Annotated in this window: 24 protein-coding genes; 13 read left to right on the plus strand and 11 right to left on the minus strand. The window is 60.6% G+C overall.

From position 1 onward, the window contains the following. The first annotated feature begins 55 nt into the window (after positions 1 to 55). The 9 genes from SIB58_RS00760 to SIB58_RS00800 all read left to right on the plus strand — a co-directional run bounded on the left by SIB58_RS00760 (position 56) and on the right by SIB58_RS00800 (position 6327). A complete protein-coding gene (locus tag SIB58_RS00760) occupies positions 56 to 208 on the plus strand; it encodes a high light inducible protein (protein WP_066911119.1) in 153 nt (50 codons plus the stop codon). Beyond that, entirely contained in the window at positions 205 to 1245 is a 1041-nt protein-coding gene (gene rlmN / locus SIB58_RS00765; RefSeq protein WP_066911048.1) for a 23S rRNA (adenine(2503)-C(2))-methyltransferase RlmN, read from the plus strand. Before SIB58_RS00760 ends, rlmN begins: the two co-directional genes overlap by 4 nt. 28 nt (positions 1246 to 1273) lie before the next feature. Continuing rightward, complete coding sequence (locus tag SIB58_RS00770; protein WP_066911045.1) at positions 1274 to 3037, plus strand: sodium:solute symporter family protein; 1764 nt, start codon at positions 1274 to 1276, stop codon at positions 3035 to 3037. A gap of 39 nt (positions 3038 to 3076) precedes the next feature. Continuing rightward, positions 3077 to 3202: a hypothetical protein gene (locus SIB58_RS00775; protein WP_255355652.1), complete on the plus strand. Its 126-nt coding sequence runs from the start codon at positions 3077 to 3079 to the stop codon at positions 3200 to 3202. Positions 3203 to 3217: 15 nt separating this feature from the next. Continuing rightward, positions 3218 to 4027, plus strand: coding sequence for a HEAT repeat domain-containing protein (locus SIB58_RS00780; protein WP_066911043.1), 810 nt, complete (start codon positions 3218 to 3220; stop codon positions 4025 to 4027). A gap of 66 nt (positions 4028 to 4093) precedes the next feature. Further along, a complete protein-coding gene (locus tag SIB58_RS00785; protein ID WP_066911040.1) occupies positions 4094 to 4297 on the plus strand; it encodes a DUF2997 domain-containing protein in 204 nt (67 codons plus the stop codon). Next, positions 4297 to 4689, plus strand: a complete 393-nt coding sequence (locus tag SIB58_RS00790) for a DUF1257 domain-containing protein (RefSeq protein ID WP_066911036.1) — start codon at positions 4297 to 4299, stop codon at positions 4687 to 4689. Before SIB58_RS00785 ends, SIB58_RS00790 begins: the two co-directional genes overlap by 1 nt. A 31-nt stretch (positions 4690 to 4720) precedes the next feature. Next, positions 4721 to 5119, plus strand: coding sequence for a ferredoxin (locus SIB58_RS00795; protein ID WP_066911033.1), 399 nt, complete (start codon positions 4721 to 4723; stop codon positions 5117 to 5119). Then, entirely contained in the window at positions 5119 to 6327 is a 1209-nt protein-coding gene (locus tag SIB58_RS00800; RefSeq protein ID WP_066911030.1) for an aldo/keto reductase, read from the plus strand. The genes SIB58_RS00795 and SIB58_RS00800 overlap by 1 nt, the downstream gene beginning before the upstream one ends. Here SIB58_RS00800 and rsmG read toward each other — a convergent pair. After that, a complete protein-coding gene (gene rsmG / locus SIB58_RS00805; protein WP_066911027.1) occupies positions 6303 to 7067 on the minus strand; it encodes a 16S rRNA (guanine(527)-N(7))-methyltransferase RsmG in 765 nt (254 codons plus the stop codon). The two genes, SIB58_RS00800 and rsmG, sit on opposite strands and share 25 nt — an antisense overlap. A 61-nt stretch (positions 7068 to 7128) precedes the next feature. On the opposite strand from rsmG, the gene SIB58_RS00810 reads away from it, so the two are divergent. After that, entirely contained in the window at positions 7129 to 7656 is a 528-nt protein-coding gene (locus SIB58_RS00810) for a J domain-containing protein (protein WP_066911116.1), read from the plus strand. After that, entirely contained in the window at positions 7598 to 7864 is a 267-nt protein-coding gene (locus SIB58_RS00815; protein WP_231857169.1) for a DUF3143 domain-containing protein, read from the plus strand. The genes SIB58_RS00810 and SIB58_RS00815 overlap by 59 nt, the downstream gene beginning before the upstream one ends. Before the next feature lie 23 nt (positions 7865 to 7887). Here the strand turns inward: SIB58_RS00815 and bioA are convergent, their stop codons facing one another. Then, on the minus strand, positions 7888 to 9171 hold the full coding sequence (bioA, locus tag SIB58_RS00820) for an adenosylmethionine--8-amino-7-oxononanoate transaminase (protein WP_231857168.1): 1284 nt from the start codon (positions 9169 to 9171) through the stop codon (positions 7888 to 7890). A gap of 60 nt (positions 9172 to 9231) precedes the next feature. Here bioA and SIB58_RS00825 point away from each other — a divergent pair, with 60 nt between their 5' ends. Beyond that, positions 9232 to 9516, plus strand: a complete 285-nt coding sequence (locus SIB58_RS00825; RefSeq protein WP_414494692.1) for a hypothetical protein — start codon at positions 9232 to 9234, stop codon at positions 9514 to 9516. A gap of 18 nt (positions 9517 to 9534) precedes the next feature. Here SIB58_RS00825 and SIB58_RS00830 read toward each other — a convergent pair whose 3' ends face one another. From SIB58_RS00830 to SIB58_RS00850, 5 genes are read right to left on the minus strand one after another with little or no spacing between them, the layout of a single operon-like run. After that, the gene (locus SIB58_RS00830) at positions 9535 to 9690 is read right to left on the minus strand and encodes a hypothetical protein (RefSeq protein WP_170953744.1); all 156 of its coding nucleotides are present in this window, start codon (positions 9688 to 9690) and stop codon (positions 9535 to 9537) included. Continuing rightward, positions 9687 to 10358, minus strand: a complete 672-nt coding sequence (gene bioD / locus SIB58_RS00835; RefSeq protein ID WP_066911020.1) for a dethiobiotin synthase — start codon at positions 10356 to 10358, stop codon at positions 9687 to 9689. The genes SIB58_RS00830 and bioD overlap by 4 nt, the downstream gene beginning before the upstream one ends. Then, the gene (locus tag SIB58_RS00840; RefSeq protein ID WP_066911017.1) at positions 10355 to 11116 is read right to left on the minus strand and encodes a methyltransferase; all 762 of its coding nucleotides are present in this window, start codon (positions 11114 to 11116) and stop codon (positions 10355 to 10357) included. Before SIB58_RS00840 ends, bioD begins: the two co-directional genes overlap by 4 nt. After that, positions 11116 to 11856 carry an alpha/beta hydrolase gene (locus SIB58_RS00845; protein ID WP_066911014.1) on the minus strand — a complete coding sequence of 247 codons (741 nt, stop codon included), beginning with the start codon at positions 11854 to 11856 and terminating at the stop codon, positions 11116 to 11118. Before SIB58_RS00845 ends, SIB58_RS00840 begins: the two co-directional genes overlap by 1 nt. After that, positions 11856 to 13004 (minus strand): aminotransferase class I/II-fold pyridoxal phosphate-dependent enzyme, encoded by a 1149-nt coding sequence (locus tag SIB58_RS00850; protein WP_066911107.1) that lies wholly within the window; start codon positions 13002 to 13004, stop codon positions 11856 to 11858. The genes SIB58_RS00845 and SIB58_RS00850 overlap by 1 nt, the downstream gene beginning before the upstream one ends. A gap of 73 nt (positions 13005 to 13077) precedes the next feature. On the opposite strand from SIB58_RS00850, the gene SIB58_RS00855 reads away from it, so the two are divergent. Next, the gene (locus tag SIB58_RS00855; RefSeq protein WP_067326921.1) at positions 13078 to 15852 is read left to right on the plus strand and encodes a DEAD/DEAH box helicase; all 2775 of its coding nucleotides are present in this window, start codon (positions 13078 to 13080) and stop codon (positions 15850 to 15852) included. Between the two features lie 11 nt (positions 15853 to 15863). Here the strand turns inward: SIB58_RS00855 and fumC are convergent, their stop codons facing one another. The 4 genes from fumC to SIB58_RS00875 all read right to left on the minus strand — a co-directional run bounded on the left by fumC (position 15864) and on the right by SIB58_RS00875 (position 18976). Then, positions 15864 to 17261 (minus strand): class II fumarate hydratase, encoded by a 1398-nt coding sequence (gene fumC / locus SIB58_RS00860; RefSeq protein WP_067326918.1) that lies wholly within the window; start codon positions 17259 to 17261, stop codon positions 15864 to 15866. Positions 17262 to 17280: 19 nt separating this feature from the next. Then, a complete protein-coding gene (locus SIB58_RS00865; protein WP_066911005.1) occupies positions 17281 to 17388 on the minus strand; it encodes an adenylosuccinate lyase in 108 nt (35 codons plus the stop codon). Between the two features lie 15 nt (positions 17389 to 17403). Beyond that, positions 17404 to 18699 (minus strand): adenylosuccinate lyase, encoded by a 1296-nt coding sequence (purB, locus tag SIB58_RS00870; RefSeq protein WP_066911002.1) that lies wholly within the window; start codon positions 18697 to 18699, stop codon positions 17404 to 17406. 61 nt (positions 18700 to 18760) lie between these two features. Then, positions 18761 to 18976 (minus strand): hypothetical protein, encoded by a 216-nt coding sequence (locus tag SIB58_RS00875; protein ID WP_066911000.1) that lies wholly within the window; start codon positions 18974 to 18976, stop codon positions 18761 to 18763. Between the last annotated feature and the right edge of the window lie 92 nt (positions 18977 to 19068).

The following is a 19068-nucleotide window of genomic DNA, read 5'->3' on the forward strand; positions in this document are numbered from 1 at the left end:
CGCCGCGCCCATCACCCTGTCCCTTTCAAACTGTGCGCTGAAGCCGGCTCTGTCCATGCTTGAACCCACCACGATTCCCGTTCGTCGTCTGCCCCGGTATGGGTTTCACACTCATACCGAGCGTCTCAACGGACGTATGGCCATGCTCGGATTCATCGCCTTGCTTGCCGTGGAAATCAAGCTTGGGCATGGGCTTCTGATCTGGTGAGCAAAGCTCTGCTCGGTCGCAGCGCGGCCGAGCTTCAGGACTGGGTGGTGTCCCAGGGGCAGAAAGCTTTCCGAGGGCGTCAGCTCCACGATTGGCTTTATTCCAAGGGTGCTCGTTCTCTCGACGAGATCACTGTTCTGCCCAAGGCCTGGCGCGCCACGCTCAGCGATCAGGGTGTGAGCATCGGCCGCTTGAAAGAGTTGCATCGTTCAGTGGCATCCGATGCCACCACCAAGCTGCTGCTGGCCACCGATGACGGTGAAACCATCGAAACGGTGGGCATTCCCACGGATCAACGTCTGACTGTCTGTGTGTCCAGTCAGGTGGGCTGCCCGATGGCCTGCCGTTTCTGCGCGACAGGAAAAGACGGGTTGCAGCGTTCACTGCGTACGCACGAAATTGTCGATCAGGTGCTCAGTGTGCGGGAGGTGATGGATCGCCGTCCCTCTCACATCGTGTTCATGGGGATGGGCGAACCTCTGCTCAACAGCCGTGCCGTCCTGGAAGCGATCCGTTGCCTCAGTGATGATTTGGGCATCGGCCAGCGCCGGATCACCGTGAGCACCGTTGGCGTGCCAAAAACATTGCCTCAGCTTGCTGAGCTGGCCATTGAAACCCTAGGCAGAGCTCAGTTCACCCTGGCGGTGAGTTTGCACGCACCTAATCAGCAGTTGCGGGAGGATCTCATCCCAACCGCCAAGTTCTACCCCTATGACGTTCTGCTCGACGACTGCCGCCACTACCTGGAGGTCACAGGCAGACGGGTGAGCTTCGAATACATCCTGCTTGGAGAACTCAATGACCGGCCAGAGCATGCCGAGGAACTGGCTGACCGTGTCGGGGGCTTTCAGAGTCACGTCAATCTGATTGCTTACAACCCGATTGAGGAAGAAGAGTTTCAGCGTCCATCCCGTGAACGTATTGAAGGATTCCGCCGCGTGCTTGAAAGGCGCGGTGTGGCCGTCAGCCTCCGCTCCAGTAGGGGCCTCGACCAGGATGCGGCCTGTGGCCAGCTGAGGAGATCGCGACAGCAGTAAGGGAGACTGCGACTATCTGCGCGGCTCCATGGCTCCGATCGACTGGACCATTCTGATCGTGTATCTGGCAGCCACGCTGGCCCTTGGTCTCTGGCTGGCGCGACGCAATCGGGACGAGGACGATTACTTCGTGGCAGGCCGACGTCTCAGCGGCTGGCTCGCTGGTGCATCAATGGCAGCCACAACGTTTTCAATCGATACGCCCCTTTATGTAGCAGGGATCGTGGGCACGCGAGGCCTCGCGGCGAACTGGGAGTGGTGGGGTTTTGGGCTTGCGCATGTCGCGATGGCCGTGGTGTTCGCGCCCTTATGGCGGCGCAGCGGGGTGCTCACGGATGCTGCTTTCACGGAGTTGCGATATGGCGGCCCTGCAGCTGCCTGGCTGCGAGGTATCAAGGCCTTTCTCCTGGCGCTGCCGGTGAACTGCATCGGCATCGGCTATGCCTTTCTCGCCATGCGCAAGGTGGTCGAAGCGCTTGGCATCGTCTCTGATCAGCCGATAGGTGCAGCCGGTGGCCTTTCGGACACTCTGCTGCTGTTGATCATTGTGGCTGTCCTTGTGCTCGCTTACACCGTCGCCGGTGGATTGTGGGCCGTGGTGATCACCGATTTTCTTCAGCTCCTGCTGGCGCTTTTGGGGGCAGCCGCTGTGGCATGGGCGGCAGTTCATGCGGCCGGGGGGATGGAATCGCTGCTGGATCAGCTGGATGCGCTGGGTCGCCCAGAACTGCTGTCGATCGTTCCCTGGCGCTGGGGTCCTGAAGGCTTCTCCTGGATCGGCGGCGCGGGGATCAGTGTCTCTACTTTTCTCGCTTATCTCACCGTGCAGTGGTGGAGTTTCCGCCGCAGTGACGGTGGTGGTGAGTTCATCCAACGGATGCTGGCCACGAAGGATGAACAGCAGGCGCGGCTCGCAGGCTGGGTGTTTTTGGTGGTCAACTATCTGCTGCGCAGCTGGCTCTGGGTGATCGTGGCCCTGGCTGCCCTGGTGCTGCTTCCTGACCAGGCTGACTGGGAACTCAGCTACCCGACACTCGCGGTTCAGTTTTTGCCGCCTGTGGTACTCGGACTGGTGGTGGTCTCCCTGGTGGCTGCCTTCATGAGCACCGTGAGTACATCCGTGAACTGGGGAGCCAGCTACCTCACCCATGATCTGTATCAACGCTTTCTGAGGCCGAATGCCTCTCAGCGGGAGCTTCTGCTGGTGGGTCAGCTCATGAGTGTGATGTTGCTTGTGCTTGGAGTGGTCACAGCCCTCATCAGCGACAGCATCGGCACGGTGTTCCGGCTGGTGATCGCCATCGGCACCGGACCTGGTGTGGTGCTCGTTCTGCGCTGGTTCTGGTGGCGGATCAATGCTGCAGCTGAGCTGGCCGCCATGCTCTGCGGGTTTGTGGTGGGCCTGGTGACCTCGGTGGTTCCTCTGCTTCAGATCGCTGATTACGGAGAACGCCTGATGGTCACCACAGCTCTCACGGCCTTGATCTGGATCACGGTGATGTTGCTGACCCCCCCGGAGTCTCCTGCGGTTCTGGAACGTTTCGTGCTTCAGGTTCGTCCTCCTGGTCCTGGCTGGAGCCGATGGCGTGGTGGCCTTGATGCGACCGCTTCGGAATCCCTCTCAGACCTGCTTGCCCGCTTCCTGTTCAGTTCTGGACTGCTTTTCGGCGCTCTGCTTGGATCAGGGGCATTCCTGTTGCATCAGCATCTGCTGGGTTGGTTCGGCCTGGTTCTGGCAGTGGCTTCTCTGATGCTTCTTCGCTGGATCGGGCGATCCGCTGCTCCGGTCTGATCGGGCGGCAGTCACAATGTTTGGAAATCCGTCAGCGATTTGGCTTTTTTCCGCAGCACTTTGCTTCCCATTCTGATCGTGGCTCTGTTCGCGCTGGCCCTTGTCGCTGTGAGCGCTCGTATCTGGCTTCCAGGCGACATGCTGGCGCCTGCTCCGATCAGCTGAGATTACGATCGGATCATGGGCGATTCATCCAGCATCCAGAACGAGGACCTCATGGCTGAGCTGGCCATCGATCCTGATGTGCTGGAGCGAGAACTCGCCGCAGAACTCATGGGTGATCCTCTCGATGAGATTGCCCCGGATGATCCGGAAGGTGATGCCCTGGAGGCGGTTCGAGCCTGTGATGAGGGCTTGGAATGGCTCAAGCAGGGGCATGATCAGCGCCTTCAAGGGTTGAGGGTTTTCTGTGAACATCGTGACCCTCGTGCCGTCCCACTGCTCCTGCCACTGCTCGACGAAACCTGTCCTGTGGTGCGCATGAGTGCTGTTTACGCACTGGGTCGGAATCCTTCCCTGCAGGCTGTGGAAGCTCTGCTGCGGCTTCTGCAGCTGGACAGCAACGCCTATGTGCGCAAGGCCACGGCATGGAGCCTCGGTAATTACCCGGATGCTCCTGTACTCAATCCATTGATCAGGGCTTTGCAGGTGGATGTGGCATCGGTGCGTCTCTGGGCTTCGGTGTCACTCGCGGAGGCGGGAAGCACCACTCCTGTTAAGGCTGATCTCGCGGCAGGTCAGCTGCTGTTGAGCCTGCGGATTGACAGTGAACCCGTTGTGCGCAGCAACTGCATCTGGGCCCTGGGCCGACTGCATGATCAGCTTGTAAAGCCACGCCAGGATGAGATGGTCGAGGCCTTCGTGGCAGCTCTGCTTCAGGATCGTGAGACGACGGTGCGCGATGAAGCCCGTACGGCCCTCGAGCAGCTCGATAATCCCGAGCTCGTGGATCGTCTCCAGACTCTGCTGGACGAAGGTCTGTTGATCTGATCCCGTTACAGGGAACTCCGGCACCTACGACTTCCCTTTAACATGCGAACAATTCTGTAATGGTGCATGCCTCAGCGCACAGTGCGATTTCGAATCCGCCCCGACGGTCGAGTTGAGGAACGGGTTGAAGGTGTCACTGGTGATGGCTGCCTGCAACTCACAGATCGTCTTGAGGCAGCGCTTGGCACTGTCGAACGGCGTCAGCCCACTTCTGAGGCTTTCACCTCAACCCAGCCTGTCACTCAGTCCCAGTCCGTCGAGCCTTCCTGATGTCTCATTTCAGTACCGTTAAAACCGAACTCCGTCAGCTGGCTCCGCTGCGTGGGGCTCTCGAGGATCTGGGTTACACGCCTGGCGACACTCAGCAGACCGTTCGTGGATACAAGGGACAGACCGTCGAAGCAGAGCTCGCAGTTGCCGTTGACGGCGGTGCAGACTTCGGCTTCCGCTGGAATGAAACAAACCATGCTTACGAGTTCGTTACGGATTTGGATCTTTGGCGTCAGCCCGTACCGGTTGAACGGTTCCTGTCGCGTCTGACCCAGCGCTATGCACTGAGGTCAGTGCTGGAAGCCACTCGTCATGAGGGATTTGATGTCACAGAGCAACGTGATTGCCAGGATGGATCTATTGAGCTGGTTGTAACCCGTTGGGACGCCTGAACCAGTTCCCTCTGACAGCAACGTTGATTCAGTGATTGATCCAGCAGCTGCCGCCTATCTTTCAGCGTCCTTTGATCAGGATGAGCGAACAGGTTTTGAGCCTGTCCTGGGCGGTGCGCTCCAGTCAAAGGCGGTCTGGGTTGATGAGGCGGCCTGCATCGGTTGCCGCTACTGCGCTCACGTGGCCACGAATACCTTCGTGATTGAGCCACATCTCGGTCGTTCCCGGGCAATTCGACAGGATGGTGACCCATCTGACTGCATCCAGGAAGCGATCGAGACCTGTCCTGTGGACTGCATCCACTGGGTTGCTTTCAATGATCTTCCGGGGCTGAAACGTCAGCTGGATGCCCAGGAACTGCTTCCGATGGGAGTCCCCTCGCCGGCTCGACCACGTCGTCAGCTTCCTCGCAACACCCATCACGGCTGATGGAGAGCTCTGGTCTGCCAACCCGTCGCTTTGGGCGCACAGAGATTTCAATGCCAGTGCTGTCACTGGGTGGCATGCGCTTTCAGCAGAGCTGGAGTGATCTTGATGCCGATGCGATCACCACTCAATCCCAGCGGTTGTTGCAGAGCACCCTCCAACGAGCGGTGCAGACGGGCTTCCATCATGTGGAAACCGCACGCCACTACGGCAGTTCAGAACGACAGCTTGGCTGGGCTCTGCCGGATTCTCCCGATCCCTCGCGAATCCTGCAGACCAAGGTGCCACCCCAGTCAGATCCGAAACTTTTCGAAGCCGATCTCGAGCTGTCCTTCGCCCGTCTTGACGTGGATCGTGTCGATCTGCTCTCGATTCACGGCATTAATCTTCATTCCCATCTCGATCAGACGATCCGACCCGGCGGCTGCCTTGATGTGGTGCGTCGCTGGCAGGCCGAAGGCAGGATCGGTCATGTGGGATTTTCCACTCATGGAGACACCGCGTTAATCGTCGATGCCATCGAAACGGGTGTTTTCGATTATGTGAACCTGCACTGGTACTTCATCCGTCAGGACAACGAACCGGCAATCGCAGCAGCCAGTCTTCAGGACATGGGTGTGTTCATCATCAGCCCCACTGATAAAGGAGGGCATCTGCACACCCCCGGCCCACGACTGCTGGAGCTCACGGATCCCCTGCATCCGATTGTTTTCAATGACCTCTTCTGTCTCCGTGATCCGCGGGTTCACACGTTGAGCGTCGGGGCGGCCTGTCCTCAAGACCTTGATCTGCACCTTGAGGCGGTATCCCTGCTGGATCAGGCCATGGAGTTGGTGGCGCCGATCGAATCCCGTCTTCGCATGGCGGAATGTGATGCCCTTGGTGCGTCATGGCTGACAAGCTGGAGAAAGGGATTACCGGAATGGCAGAACACGCCAGGTGAGATCAACCTGCCGATATTGCTTTGGCTTCATAACCTGCTGGAGGCATGGGATCTGGAGGGCTTTGTCAAGGCCCGTTACGGCCTGCTTGGTCGTGCTGGTCATTGGTTCCCGGGAGCCAATGCCGATGAGCTGGATGCCAGCGTGAGTGAGGAGCTGCTTTTGTCGGTTCTGAATGACAGTCCATGGAGAGACCGCATCCCCAGCCTGCTGCGCAGCCTGCGTGAGCGGGCTGGTGGCTCCGCTCAGGAGCGGCTGTCCGCGTCTTGAACCCCCAGCGGCATTTTGCTGGGCAGGCCTGTGGCGCGCGGATAGGCCCTGGGTGTTTCAGCTTCGGGTCCAATCCTGATCAGGGTCCGACCTCCTCTGTCGGATGGAAGTTCCATGCGTTGCAACTTCAGGGAGCGAGCTTTCAGAAGTTTCAGTGCCGATTGGAGCTCAATCTCATCCGCATCGTTCCAGCGCCCGCGGTAAAGCAAGGCCTCTCCGCTCCTGTGCAACAACGGCACCAGGTATTCCGCCACCACAGGAGCTGCGCCGACGGCGCGGGCCATCGCAAGATCAAAAGTTCCTCGACAGCTCTGATCCTGACCAGTGCGTTCCACCCGTTCAGTGCGGACCAACACCCGATCGCCCAGGCCCAGCGACTGCGCCATTGCAGCTACGGCAGCAGTTTTGCGTCCCACTGAATCCACCAGGGTCAGCTCAGCGCCTGGAAGAGCAATGGCCACAGCCAGCCCGGGGAAGCCTCCACCTGTGCCGACATCAATGCAGCGGCGTGGAATGTCTGGGCTCATCAGCTCAGGCAACAGAGGCCAGAGGCTGTCGAGAACCTGAGCGATCCAGAAATCTTCCCCCTGCACCAGCCGGGTGAGATTGACGCGGCTGTTCCAGTCTTGAAGCAACTGTTGCAGTTGAATCAACTGCCTCAGCTGTCCGGCATCAGGGCTCCATCCGAGCAATGACCAGAGCTCGGCTCCCGGATTGGCAAACGGCGATGTATCCGGCATGGCGGCCTAACCGTCACACCTTTCTAGAATGGCGCTGAAGCCCAAGGTGCTGCTAAACGCAATGGCCCCTCAGGCTCAGAACATCACCTATTACGAGCGTCTGGGTGTCTCTCGCAGTGCTGATGCTGATTCTCTGCGTCAGGCCTTCCGCCGCCTGAGCAAGGCGGTGCATCCAGACACGACCCGTTTGCCGGCACAGGATGCGGCTCGCCAGTTCAGGCTTCTGCGAGAAGCCTATGAGCAGCTCGCTGATCCACGCCTCCGCCGCGTCTACGACGCGGCTCTGCGGGAGAGCGAAGCAACACAGCAGACCGTGATTCCATCTCTGCCGGTGCCGCATGCGATCGGTCAGCGTCGTCCCCTCTCCGGTGGTGAGTGGCTGTCGCTGCTGCTGCTGCTGGGATCACTGCTGCTTTGTCTGCTGCTTGGGGTGGGTGTGGCCTTGAGCCGAGGACTTGAACTTCAGGTGCAGCCGAGTTGGCTTGTGGAGGAGCAGACTCAGCTGACTGGTGCGCAGCCCGGAGATTCCGATGGCATCACTCCCCTCAGCGGACACGCCGCTCAATCAGCATTCCCTGCGGGCACTTGAGCAGTGGTTGCAGGCGCTGGGTGCCACCCGCAGTGATCAGGACCCCTGCGACTGGATCTGGGAGCAGCCTTCATGGAGTGCTGTGGTGCGACTCGATCAGCAGGATCTCGGTGTGACCTGGACTTCGGAGCGCCCCCCCCGCTCTTGTTCCTACCCCTATGGCCTCACCCGAGCGGATGTGGAAACCGCAATTCGTCTCGGCCCCTGATCTCCAAGGGCTTGTACCGGCACTTACGTGCAGGGGAGACTATCCAGTCCGCAGTGCAGAGCGTCGTAGCACTGATCCAGCTGGGCGTCGCTGATGCAGAGCGGCGGCAGCAGATAGACGACATCCCCGAGCGGACGGATCAAAACACCCTGCTCTCTCACCAGACCCCGGAGCAGCTTGCCCGCAGGATTGAGATAACCCTGCTCACCGCCAGTCACCAGGTCAAACGCGGCAATGGTGCCGCAGAGCCTGACGCGTTGCACCCTGGGATGGCAGGCCAGCCGTTCCATTCTGGTCTGATGGCGTTGTTCGAACTGCTCATGACAGGCCGGGTCCGCTTCGAGCAAATCCAAGCTGGCATTGGCCGCTGCGCAGCCCAGTGGGTTGGCCGTGAAGCTGTGACCATGCCACAGCGTTTTGGTTGGATCGCTGCCGAGGAACTCCTGAAAGATCGCCTCGCTGGCCATCGTGATTCCCATCGGCAGGAATCCGGAGGTGAGTCCTTTGGACAGTGCCACAAGATCCGGCTGAATCCCTGCGCGCTGGCAGGCCAGCAGGCGGCCGCAACGACCAAAACCGGCGAGGACCTCATCGGCGATCAGCAGGCTGCCGGCGTGTCTGACCAGTTGTTCCACGGCCTGCAGGAACTGGGGGCGAACCATGCGCATGCCGCCAGCACCCTGGATGAGCGGTTCGAGGATCACCGCTGCGGTGGGCGTTTGCAGTGCTTGCGCCAGGTCATCGAGAGCCTGCTGTTCACTGTCTTCCACCGCCTGGTCATTCCAGTGGGTCTGGGGCCAGGGGACTCGCCTCACCGGAAACAGCATCGGATCAAACGGTTCGCTGAACAGACTGCGTGCTCCGACAGCCATCGCTCCGAAGGTGTCGCCGTGATAGGCCCCTTCAAATGCGATCAGTTGCTGGCGTGGTTCGCCGCGGTTGTGCCACCACTGCACGGCGGTTTTGAGGGCTACTTCCACAGCGGTGGAACCGTTGTCGGAGAAAAAGACACGATCCAGGCCAGTGCGCTGGGCCAAGCGCGATGCCAGCCGTTCTGCCTGCGGATGGGTGAATTCCGCGAAGATCACTTGCTCAAGTGTGGCGGCCTGCTCGGCGATTGCGGCAGCAACAACCGGGTTGGCATGGCCGTGAAGCGTGACCCACCAGCTGCTGATCGCATCAATGAGAGGTGCTCCTTCAGCTCGATAGAGCAGGGCCCCTTCGCCTCGTACCACCTGCTCGAGAGCCGGGGTGGTTGTGATCGATGTGAAGGGTGGCCAGAGGTTGGGGTGATGGTTTCGTGACACTGGGCACGCTTGAAGGCCTGTTGTCATCATGGGCACAGGATTGCGAGGCCAGCCATGGCCATGAATCAGACCGATCAAAGCCGGTTGCGGTCGACTTCCAATCGATTTGTGGAGCCGGCCTCACAGCGCCCCCGCTGTGGTCCTGGCAGTGATGGTTGTCGCAGCATCTTTTTTGAAGGTGGATGGCCCTCGATCAAGGCGCGGCTTGAAATGCGTGGATGGTCGCCCTCCCAGATCGAACAGATCCATGAACAGCTTCGTCAGGGATGGACTCTGACCATGGCCGTGCGTCATGTGGCGCTGTTGATGGGCAGATGCCCACTGCGATCACGACCGATGGGCTGAGATCACTGTCTGGTGTTTTCAACGGCAGACGTTGCTGTCTTTTTCTCCGAGGGTTGCGATCGGCCCGCAATTGAACCAGCGCACAAGCTGCACCTCAATGTCGGTGAACAGCACGAGGATGCCGCCGCAGAGGAGAACAACGGCCACGGTGGCCCAGGTCTGACGGCTTGTCATCGGTTGTCCGGATGGTTCGCAAACGCCTCGAACTTAGGGCCGAGACCCTGGTTTTGCCATGCATTGCGAAGGGTTTCCGCATTGAGAGGATGCAGGGGGGGAAGTTCCGCCAGCAAAGGAACATCGCCGATTTCGCTGAGGGTTCTCGGATTGTCGGCATGGGCAGGTCCATTCAGGATCAAGCCGACCACAGGGATTTTGCGGCTGCGAAGCGCTTCAAGACTGAGCAGGGTGTGATTCAGGGTGCCCAGCCCGCTGCGGGCCACCAGCACAACCGGCAGCATCCACTGCTGCAGCTGATCGATCTGCTGCCAGGAGCGGGTAAGTGGAACGTGAAGTCCGCCGGCTGTCTCCACCACGAGTGGCCTGGTTCCGGTCGCTGGAAGCGTGAGCTGCGTTGGATCAAGGCGGGTGTTTTCCAGTTCCGCTGCCCAGTGTGGTGAAACAGCTGCCTGGAAGGCATAGGTCTCTGCGATCCAGCGATCGGAGGGAAGGTCGATCAGCTCAACCACTCGCTCACGATCACCGCCGTCCTCCAGACCGCTCTGCACCGGCTTCCAATACACGGCATTAAGCCCCTGGACGAGCAGAGCACTGACAACAGTTTTGCCCACGTCTGTGTCTGTGCCGCAGACCACGAGGCGCAGTGCAGCTGAACTCGTTCTCATCGTTGGATCAGCAGCAATTTGATCACCCAGGTGAGTCTGAGCTGTCCCTCAACATCATGTTCGGGCCAGGCCTGCTGGAGTGTGCGCCAGTCTCGAACCGACAGTGATGGCTGAGTGCTGCAGTCCGCTCCAACCTTGCGCAGCGGTCTCAGCAGCCTGGGCAGGCTCTCCGCAACGGCGTCGCAATATATGTCTTCCTGCAGCCTGATCCGATCAGCCCTGACCCACTGGAACAAGGCCTTGATCTCTGGGAAGGCAATGGCCGTACAGGGGATGCCCGTGGTTTCCGCAGCGCGATGCCACTGAGGGAAGCAACCCTCAACGGGTAATGCCACCGCCAACCATCCCCCAGGAGCCAGCTGATTCAGCCAATTCCGGATGACCTGTCCTGGTGCCGGCAGCCAGTGCAGACAGAAGCTTGATGCCAGAAGACTGGGAGCCTCCGGCCATCGTGGTAATGGGTCTCTCAGATCCCATTGCTGCGTTCTGGCGCAGAGAGGGTGTTGTTGAAGCATGGCCTTGCTGCCGTCCACACGCAGCACGCGCTGCCCGGGATGCCTGGCTTCCAGTGCCTCGGCCAGATGACCGGTGCCGCTTCCGAGGTCGACCCACAGTCCGCTGGGGATGTGCTGTTGCCTGCAATGGTTTGCCAGCTGAGCGGCCACCGAGTGCTGCAGCGTGGCTGATGCGTTGTAGTTCTGGGCCGATTGATCGAAACGGCTGAGAACTTTGTCTCCCCAGTTGGTGATGGAGTCCATCAGCTTGCTCGACTGTGGTGATCAAGCCACTCCTGGACGCGCACAAGCAGATCCGGGACCATCAGTGCGTGACCGACACCCTGTAATTGCCATTGCTCGGGCGCATCCTGAAGGTGGCTCGTGAGGGCCAAAAGGTGATCACGGCTTGCTGCCGGCGCAACGATCGCATCATCCATCCCATCCACCACCAGCACGCGGGCGGTTTCTGGCAGGCCCGTTGGCAGGCCCGAGGTTTTGATGAGGAGCTCAAGATCTTCTCTCAGACATTCCCGCCCACGCTGGGAGAGTCCGTGCTGTTCTGGTCCCGGTGGCAGACCGCCCAGATCAGCGGGTTGCGCCGCGCGTTTCAGGAAGGTTTTCAGCATCGTGGCCTCATCGGGACTGCCGATCGCGTTCTGCATGCCCCGAAGGCCAGCGCGCAACGCCCTCCCCTCCCGCCCTTGCGGAATGAATCGCCCGAAGCTGGCGAGCAGGACCACATCCGTGGCCTGTTCGAAAACCGAGGGGTCAAGCAGATGGGGGCCAAGGGAATGGGCGATGACGACCCTGCGCCGCCTGGCCATGCATGGGTTTGTTTCGCCGCTGGCTGGCTCTGCCCAGCTTGGATTGCAGGATCGCTTGTTGCCGTAACCGCGCTCGCCGCTTTGCCAGAGCCAGCCGCGATGGCTGAAATGACGCTCCCATGGAGCCCAGGCTGCGCTGTCGCCGCTCCAGCCATGCATGGCGATGACCTGTTTCATCAGAAAACGCGGTCATCTGAGAGGGCCCTCAGCAGTGATTCCAATGTCTCATCGGGAAGGAGGCGATGCAGAACCAGACGTAGTCGGGCACTGCCTTCCGGCACGGTGGGTGGGCGGATTGCAGCGGTGAAAAGTCCCGAGAGTTCGAGATGGCGTTGCAAATTCAGGCATTGCTGATCCTCTCCAACGAGTAGTGGCAAGATCGGCCCGCTACCTGTCGGTCGCGCCCAGCCTGCTTCGACCAGGCGGTCACGCCAGGTGTTGCTGCGCTGCACCAGTGTCTGGCCCCAGTCGGGGTTGTTCCGCATCAGCTCCAGAGCAGCAAGTGCTGCTGCAGCAAGCGGTGGTGCCAATGCAGTTGTGTATCGGAAGGCTCCGCTCTCCTGCAGCAATTGCTCTCCAAGCTCGCCATTGCAGGCCAGGAAGGCTCCGCCGCTGCCGAAAGCCTTGCCGAAGGTGCCGCTGAGCATCGTCACTCTTCGTTCTCCAAAGCCCAGGCCACGGCCTTCTTCGCCAAGTACACCGAGGGCATGGGCCTCATCCAGGAGCAGGCTTGCTCCATGGCGCTCGCAGATTGTTGCCAGCTCATGCACCCGTGGACTTGTGCCTTCCATGCTGAACAGGCTTTCCGTGATCACCAGCAGGCGCGCGTCTGGATGCTCGCTGCGACAGTGCAGCAGCAGACGCTCCAGCGATTCAAGATCGTTGTGGACAAAACGCCGGAGTCGGGCACCGCTGGCCTGCACGCCCACCAGCAGTGAGTGATGAATCAGCCGGTCCGCCACAACGGTGGTATGCCGGTTCGCCAGGGCTTTGACAGCCGCAAGATTGGCTTGAAACCCGCTTGGAAACAGCAAGACTTTCTCGCGTCCGAGCCATTGCGCAAGCTCTGACTCCAATTGGTCATGTACAGGGCGGCTGCCGCTCACCAGCCTTGAGCCGCCAGCTCCCACTCCGCTGCATCGCAATTGCGCCTCGGCCGCGGCGATCAGGGAAGGATGCCGGCAGAGGCTCTGATAATCGTTGCTCGCCAGATCAAGCAGCTCTGGGCCATAGGCCGAATCAGCGCTGACGGCCTGCACAAGCTCCTGCTTCCTGGCAGGCGACCAGGTGCGCAGCTGACGGCGACGGGCCGGAGGAGTGCTCATGCGTGCAGTCTCGGTCCACGCCGATCGCATTGGGGATGCACTGCCCATTTGGCGGCGTCCCTAGGATTGATTGATGGCGGATCAAGACACCCAGGCTTCAGAGCCCGTACAGGTGGGGGCGCCGGATCCGTCGCAGTTGTTTCCTTTTCCGCTGGATGACTTTCAGCTGGAGGCGATCGACGCTCTGAACCAGGGCCATTCTGTGGTGGTCAGTGCGCCCACAGGATCTGGAAAAACCCTGATCGGTGAGTACGCCATTCATCGCGCCCTGGCCCATGGTCAGAAAGTTTTTTACACCACACCGCTGAAAGCTCTTTCCAATCAGAAGCTGCGCGATTTCCGAGAGCAATTCGGTGCGGAGAACGTGGGTCTGATGACCGGTGATCTCAGCGTGAACAGGGATGCCTCAATTGTGGTGATGACCACGGAGATCTTCCGGAACATGCTCTATGCCGAGGCGGATGAGCACGACGATCCCCTTGCCGACGTGGAGGCCGTGGTGCTGGATGAGTGCCACTACATGAATGACTCTCAGCGCGGCACCGTTTGGGAGGAATCAATCATTCACTCACCGCCGCCAGTCCAGCTCGTGGCGCTTTCGGCCACGGTTGCCAATGCCGGGCAGCTCACTGATTGGATCGAAAAGGTGCACGGTCCCACCACGCTTGTGCTGAGTGACTTTCGGCCTGTGCCATTGCATTTCGGTTTCTGCAGTGCCAAGGGGCTGCACCCGTTGCTCAATGAGCAGGGCACTGGTCTTCATCCCAACTGCAAGGTCTGGCGAGCGCCCAAGGGGCACAAGCGCAAGGGCCGCTCACCCAGGCCTCCTCAGCCCGAACCGCCACCGATCAGCTTTGTGGTGGCCCAGATGGCCGAGCGCGACATGTTGCCTGCCATCTACTTCATCTTCAGTCGACGTGGCTGCGATAAGGCCGTTCGCGACCTTGTAGTGCAGTGCCTGGTGACCGAAGCGGAGCAGGTCCGAATCCGTGAGCGTCTCAAGGCCTATTCATCCGCTAACCCTGAAGCTGTACGCGATGGCATTCACGCTGATGCCCTGCTGCGTGGCATTGCTGCGCATCATGCAGGAGTCCTCCCTGCCTGGAAGGAGCTGATTGAGGAGTTGTTCCAGCAGGGTCTGGTGAAGGTGGTGTTTGCCACAGAAACACTGGCGGCGGGCATCAACATGCCCGCGCGCACCACAGTGATTGCGTCACTGTCCAAACGCACAGAGCGTGGCCATCGTCCATTGATGGCCAGTGAGTTTCTGCAGATGGCGGGTCGAGCAGGACGGCGTGGACTCGACTCGCAGGGGTATGTGGTCACGGTGCAGAGCCGTTTCGAAGGAGTTCGCGAAGCGGGTCAGCTGGCAACGAGTCCTCCAGATCCGCTGGTGAGCCAGTTCACTCCCAGCTATGGGATGGTTCTCAACCTGCTGCAGCGCCATGATCTGGCCAAGGCGCGCGAGCTGGTTGAACGCAGCTTCGGCCGCTATCTGGCCAGCCTTGACCTGGTGGAAGAGGAGGAGATTCTTGAGCAGTTGTGTCTACAGCTCGGGCAGTTACAGGGGTCGGCCGGTGACGTGCCGTGGGAAGACTTTGAGGACTACGAAAAACGGCGAGGGCGCCTGCGCGAAGAGCGGCGACTGATGCGCATTCTTCAGCAACAGGCCGAGGAAACCCTGGCGCATGAGCTCACCCTGGCGCTGCAGTTTGCGAGCGTCGGAACGCTGGTCAGCCTCAAGGCCCCGCAACTGCGTGGTGGCGTCACACCGGCGGTAATCGTGGAGAAGTGCGAGGGCCCGGGACAGTTTCCGCTGCTGCTTTGCCTCACCATCGACAACGTCTGGCTGATGTTGCCCTGTCAGGCGGTGGTGAGCCTGCATGCGGAGCTGAGCTGCCTGCAGGTGGATGGAGTTCGAACGCCTGAACTCGCTCGTTCCGGTGAGCTCCGCCATGGGGATCAGAGCAGCGGCGGCTTGGCTCTGGCGGTGGGGCATATGGCTCAGCGCCATGACATGACGACCCCTCAGTACGACCTGGCAGGAGAAGTGCTCTCCCAGGCGCAGACGGTGCAGAGGCTCGAGGCTGATCTGGAAGCCCACCCCGCCCATCGCTGGGGAGATCGCAAGCAGCTCAAGAAGCACCGCCGGCGCATGGAGGACTTGGAGCTGGAGATCGCTGAGCGGCAGCAACTGCTTCACCACCGCGCCAACCGCCACTGGGAGACCTTTCTGGCTCTGATGGAGATCCTTCAGCACTTCGCAGCCCTTGATGAGCTCGAACCCACGGAGATCGGTCGCACGGTGGCGGCTCTCCGTGGCGACAACGAACTCTGGCTGGGTCTGGCCCTGATGAGTGGTCACCTTGATGATCTTCCGCCTTCAGAACTGGCCGCCGTTTTTGAAGCGATCAGCACTGAGGTGAACCGTCCGGACCTCTGGAGCGGCTTCCCGGCTCCACCCCGTGCCGAGGAGGCGCTGCACGACCTCTCCGGTCTGCGTCGTGAGTTGCTGCGGGCGCAGGAACGCCATCAGGTTGTTGTGCCCGCCTGGTGGGAGCCCGAGCTGATGGGACTGGTGGAGGCATGGGCCAGCGGCACGGCCTGGAATGACCTGATTGCCAACACCTCTCTGGATGAAGGTGATGTGGTGCGGATCATGCGCCGCACTGTGGATCTGCTGGCACAGGTTCCCTACTGCGAAGCGATCAGTGAGCAGCTGCGCAGCCATGCTCGTCAGGCCCTCAAGGCGATCAACCGTTTTCCAGTTGCCGAAGCGGATGATCTGCAGAAGGCCGCTGCAGCGGAGTCAGAGGGTCTCAATCCCGCTACGGAACGGGCCGCCTGATGGCGCTCTCTTCAGCCCTGCTGACGTGCCATGTCAGCGGGATCGACGATGCGGTCGAAGTCCTCAGCGCTGACATAACCAAGGTCCAGCGCAGCATTGCGCAGGCTCAGGCCCTGCTCATGGGCGTATTTCGCAATGGCACTGGCCTTGTCGTACCCGATCATCGGAGCCAGAGGTGTCACCAGCATCAGCGACTGCTCAACATCACGCTGAATCCTGGCCCTGTTCGGTTCGATTCCCTCGACCATGGCCACCCGGAAGCAGCGGCAGGCATCCGTGAGCAGGGTGATCGAGCGGAGCAGATTGAAGCCGATCAGCGGTTTGTAGACATTCATCTGTAGGTGGCCGCCGGCGCCGGCCATCGCCACTGCAGCATCCAGGCCGATCACCTGAGTGCAGACCATGGCCATCGCTTCGCACTGGGTTGGGTTCACTTTGCCCGGCATGATTGAGCTTCCTGGTTCGTTCTCCGGCAGGTGCAGCTCTGCGAGTCCTGCTCGTGGGCCACAGGCCAGCAGGCGGATGTCATTGGCAATCTTCAGCAGGCTTCCGGCAAGCAGGCGAAGCTGTGCCATCGCATGGACCAGCCCGTCATGGCTTGCCATCACAGCGAATTTGTTGGCGGCTGAGCTGAAAGCGAGTCCTGTGAGCTGCGCCAGCTCCTGCGCAGCCTGTTCGGCGAAACCGTCGGGGGCATTCAGACCGGTTCCCACCGCAGTGCCGCCGAGTGGCAGTGGATAAACCTCCGAAAGACTGGATGCAATGCGAGTGCGGGCGGCCGCGATCTGGTCGCGCCACGCTGAGGCCTCCTGTCCAAGGGTGAGCGGAACCGCATCTTGCAGATGGGTGCGGCCGATCTTGACAAGGTCCTGCCAGAGCTCGGTTTTGGCGGCAAAACCAGCGATCAATCGATCCAGTTCAGGAAGCAGTCGACGTTCGACACCTTCCACGGCTGCCACATGAATCGCCGCTGGGAAGGCGTCATTGGTGGACTGGGAACAATTGACATGGTCATTGGGGTGGACGGGCCTGTGGCTGCCGAGCGGTTCACCCGCCGCCTGAGCTGCCAGGTTGCTGATCACCTCATTGACGTTCATGTTGGTCTGGGTGCCGCTGCCGGTTTGCCAGACGCGCAGGGGAAATTGATCATCGTGCTGACCAGCTGCAACCGCTGAGGCAGCCGTCGCGATGGCTGAACATTCGCTCTCACTGATGACGCCAAGGCGAGCATTCACGCTTGCCGCTGCCTGTTTGATGCGGGCGAGAGCATGAATAAGCTCCGCCGGCAGGAGGTCGTCAGCGATGTCGAAGTTCCTCAGAGAACGCTGTGTTTGCGCACCCCAGAGTGCCTCTGCAGGGACTTCCACAGCCCCCATGCTGTCGTGTTCGATCCTGGTCGCGTCTGACATCGCAGGGCAAGTGAATGCGTTAGGGGCGTGGACCCGCTCCGGGCCTGAGCACGAGGGCAATGATCAGCAGCATGCCGCTGACGCTCACAACCACGTAAATCCAGTCTGCATAGGGGGTCCAGAACATGGTTGAGACCAGATTTCAAAGTCCCAGACGGTCCCAGATCACCCCCAGGTTCGCCTGGTGCAGATCGGTGCTGAAGCAATCGTCCAGTTGCTGCGGGCCGAGCTTTGCGGTGACTTCGGGGTCCGCTGCAAGATTGCTGCGGAAATCCCCTCCGTCGTTGTTCCAGGCGCTGTGAGCATTGCGCTGCACCACTCGATAGGCGTCTTCCCTGCTCATGCCTGCATCCACCAGCCCGAGCAGCACGCGCTGGCTGAACACCACGCCCCCATACACGTTCATGTTGCGCAGCATGTTTCCCGGGTACACCCCCAGACCTGCCACCACGGCTGTCATCTCTCGCAGCATGAAATGCAGCGTCACCGAGCAGTCCGGGAGCATCATCCGCTCGGTTGAGCTGTGGCTGATATCTCGCTCGTGCCAGAGAGCCACATTCTCCAGGGCAGCCACGACGTAGCTACGCAGCACTCTGGCCAGACCGCTGATGCGTTCACTGCGGATCGGGTTGCGTTTGTGGGGCATGGCCGAGCTGCCTTTCTGCCCCTTGGCAAAGCTCTCTTCCACCTCGAGAACGTCCGTCCGCTGCAGGTTGCGGATTTCAGTGGAGAAGCGGTCCAGTGAGGCCCCGACCAGTGCCAGGGTCTGGACATAATCAGCATGCCGATCGCGAGAGATCACCTGGGTGCTTGCGGTGTCGGCAGTCAGGCCAAGTCGGTCGCAGGTGAGACGTTCCACCTCCGGATCGGTGTTGGCGTAGGTGCCCATGGCCCCGCTCACCTGGCCCACGGCCACATCGCGCTCCAGCCGTTCGAGTCGCTCGGCGTTGCGGCGGGTCTCCGCCAGCCAGCCTGCCAACTTGAATCCAAACGTGATCGGTTCACCATGAATGGCATGGGAGCGACCGATCATCACGGTGGACTTGTGCTCTGCCGCCAGTTTGGTAATGGCGTCGTCGAGAGCGCGCAGCTCTTTCCTCAGCAGAATGACAGAGGCCTTGAGCTGCAGGGCCAGACCTGTGTCCAGCACATCACTGCTGGTCATTCCCACGTGGATATAGCGACCTGCGTCTCCGACGTGCTCGTTGACGTTGGTGAGAAAAGCGATCACGTCGTGACGCACTTCGGCTTCGATCTCAAGGATCCGCGCTGGCTCAAAAGCCGCCTTGCTGCGGATGTCCTCCATCGCCTCATCGGGAACGCGTCCCAGGCTGCAGTTGGCCTCGCAGGCCGCCACTTCAACATCAAGCCAGCTCTGATACTTGGCCTGGTCGGTCCAGATCGCGCCCATCTCGGGCAGGGTGTAGCGCTCGATCAAGGGATCGCAGACAAATGGTCAATCCTCGACCATACGGTGACGCAGGTTCGCCTCTAGTCGTTCAGGCAGAACGCAGACGACGATGTTCCACTTCCCATTGCACGTGTTGTCCCCACGCCTGTTGTCGAACCGTGCAGAGTCCACCTCGACATTCGATCACCTGGAAGGGGGGCAGATCGCTGGGGTGGTTCTCGATGGTGACGAAGGTGCCGGGATGCAGGAGTTCGACCACGTTTCGAGGTGTTGGTCGGTGACGTGGCTGCTGCTTGGCGGACATGACCGTGTTGCGGCTCGGATCGATCCTCAAGGAGTTGTCTGGGTTCCGGGGAGAACCACGCAGGTTTGTTCGGATTTCGCCTCTGCTTTTAT

Source organism: Synechococcus sp. MIT S9504 (assembly GCF_047497135.1).
Taxonomy (GTDB): domain Bacteria; phylum Cyanobacteriota; class Cyanobacteriia; order PCC-6307; family Cyanobiaceae; genus Synechococcus_C.

What these genes read in the sequence shown, in the direction of transcription:
- rsmG (WP_066911027.1), bottom strand. Translation starts at nt 7,067, where the DNA reads ATGCCGGATACATCGCCGTTTGCCAATCCGGGAGCCGAGCTCTGGTCA.
- SIB58_RS00760 (WP_066911119.1), top strand. Translation starts at nt 56, where the DNA reads ATGCTTGAACCCACCACGATTCCCGTTCGTCGTCTGCCCCGGTATGGG.
- SIB58_RS00830 (WP_170953744.1), bottom strand. Translation starts at nt 9,690, where the DNA reads ATGACAAGCCGTCAGACCTGGGCCACCGTGGCCGTTGTTCTCCTCTGC.
- SIB58_RS00865 (WP_066911005.1), bottom strand. Translation starts at nt 17,388, where the DNA reads ATGTTCTGGACCCCCTATGCAGACTGGATTTACGTGGTTGTGAGCGTC.
- SIB58_RS00840 (WP_066911017.1), bottom strand. Translation starts at nt 11,116, where the DNA reads ATGGACTCCATCACCAACTGGGGAGACAAAGTTCTCAGCCGTTTCGAT.
- SIB58_RS00785 (WP_066911040.1), top strand. Translation starts at nt 4,094, where the DNA reads ATGCCTCAGCGCACAGTGCGATTTCGAATCCGCCCCGACGGTCGAGTT.
- SIB58_RS00845 (WP_066911014.1), bottom strand. Translation starts at nt 11,856, where the DNA reads ATGAAACAGGTCATCGCCATGCATGGCTGGAGCGGCGACAGCGCAGCC.
- SIB58_RS00800 (WP_066911030.1), top strand. Translation starts at nt 5,119, where the DNA reads ATGGAGAGCTCTGGTCTGCCAACCCGTCGCTTTGGGCGCACAGAGATT.
- SIB58_RS00770 (WP_066911045.1), top strand. Translation starts at nt 1,274, where the DNA reads ATGGCTCCGATCGACTGGACCATTCTGATCGTGTATCTGGCAGCCACG.
- bioD (WP_066911020.1), bottom strand. Translation starts at nt 10,358, where the DNA reads ATGAGAACGAGTTCAGCTGCACTGCGCCTCGTGGTCTGCGGCACAGAC.
- SIB58_RS00815 (WP_231857169.1), top strand. Translation starts at nt 7,598, where the DNA reads ATGGCATCACTCCCCTCAGCGGACACGCCGCTCAATCAGCATTCCCTG.
- SIB58_RS00790 (WP_066911036.1), top strand. Translation starts at nt 4,297, where the DNA reads ATGTCTCATTTCAGTACCGTTAAAACCGAACTCCGTCAGCTGGCTCCG.
- SIB58_RS00855 (WP_067326921.1), top strand. Translation starts at nt 13,078, where the DNA reads ATGGCGGATCAAGACACCCAGGCTTCAGAGCCCGTACAGGTGGGGGCG.
- SIB58_RS00780 (WP_066911043.1), top strand. Translation starts at nt 3,218, where the DNA reads ATGGGCGATTCATCCAGCATCCAGAACGAGGACCTCATGGCTGAGCTG.
- SIB58_RS00875 (WP_066911000.1), bottom strand. Translation starts at nt 18,976, where the DNA reads ATGTCCGCCAAGCAGCAGCCACGTCACCGACCAACACCTCGAAACGTG.
- fumC (WP_067326918.1), bottom strand. Translation starts at nt 17,261, where the DNA reads ATGTCAGACGCGACCAGGATCGAACACGACAGCATGGGGGCTGTGGAA.
- SIB58_RS00825 (WP_414494692.1), top strand. Translation starts at nt 9,232, where the DNA reads ATGAATCAGACCGATCAAAGCCGGTTGCGGTCGACTTCCAATCGATTT.
- SIB58_RS00850 (WP_066911107.1), bottom strand. Translation starts at nt 13,004, where the DNA reads ATGAGCACTCCTCCGGCCCGTCGCCGTCAGCTGCGCACCTGGTCGCCT.
- SIB58_RS00810 (WP_066911116.1), top strand. Translation starts at nt 7,129, where the DNA reads ATGGCCCCTCAGGCTCAGAACATCACCTATTACGAGCGTCTGGGTGTC.